1 protein-coding gene and 1 pseudogene are annotated in these 1,028 nt (G+C 72.0%); both read right to left on the reverse strand.

Features of this window, described 5'->3' with window-relative positions; translation table 11 throughout:
• Window positions 1–191: pseudogene (locus AB0G02_RS42130) on the reverse strand (hypothetical protein); the annotation flags it as partial.
• Between the two features lie 155 nt (window positions 192–346).
• A partial coding sequence (locus tag AB0G02_RS42135; protein ID WP_360806768.1) for a hypothetical protein occupies window positions 347–1,028 on the reverse strand: 682 nt, incomplete at its 5' end.

Below are 1,028 nucleotides of genomic sequence, written 5' to 3' on the forward strand. Positions count from 1 at the left end.
GCCAGGAACGCGAGCGCGAACCCGCCGAGCTGGCCCGCGAAGCCGAGGAGGTAGAGGCGCTCGCGGACCATCCGGGCGAGCAGCCCCAGGCCACCGCCGCCCTCGTCGGCGCGCTGCGAGGCGACCGACTGGGCGACGATGCCCAGCGCGTACAGCACCGCGGACGCGGTGAGTTCCAGGTAACCAGTCACGCGACTCTTCCCGTGGAGACAGCCGGCGCGCGGAAGCGGTCGGTGTGATCCCGTTATCGGAAGGGCAGCGTAGAACCCGGATGTCTGCGACTCGTTCGAGCGATAGGTGATTACCCGATCGAGTTACTTTGCCGACTACACAACGGTATTCGCGGTCAGCCGGCGTCGGCCACGGCCACCCCGATCCGGGTCAGTTGCTCCTCGGTCAGCGGCAGGGTTCCGCGTCCCGCTCCGGTGCGCTCGAAGGAGTGGTCGTCGCCGCGGAACGTGAAATCTGGGCTGCCGTAGTTCGCGACGGTGAGCTTGTAGGCGTCACCCTTCGGGGTGTAGAGGCACAGCACCAGGGCGAGTGACCGGAACGGCTCGCTCGGCCGCACCGAGTAGACCTGGAGCACGGTGCCGTCCGAGCGGACCAGCCGCCGCGGCGGTGCGCAGTTGCCCTCCGCGAAGGCCTCGTCGTCGGCCGCCGCGACCGGGTCGAGGGTGGTGCGGCCGACGGTCAGGTCGACGCTGCCGGTGCCGTCCCCGTCCGTGACGTCGATCCACTGGACGTGCGCGTCGGCGGAGTCGGCGCGCTTGGTCCTGTCCGCCGGGATCACGCGCTGGTTCGGCGCGCTCACCCGGGCCGGCGAGGCGACCTGCGCGACGGCGGTGGACCACGCGCGCAGCACGGGTTCGAGGGGTTCCGGTGCGGTCCACGTGGTGAACCGGCTGCCCGGGCCGAGGTCGCACAGCGGGATGGGCTGGGTCTCCCGCCCGGGTGGCGGCGGCGCGGTCGACGCGGGCGTGAACGTGCTGTAGGGCGCGCGCGCCGGCAGTGCCGCGGTCGTCCACTCC

Source organism: Actinosynnema sp. NPDC023658, from assembly GCF_040639995.1.
Lineage (GTDB): Bacteria > Actinomycetota > Actinomycetes > Mycobacteriales > Pseudonocardiaceae > Actinosynnema.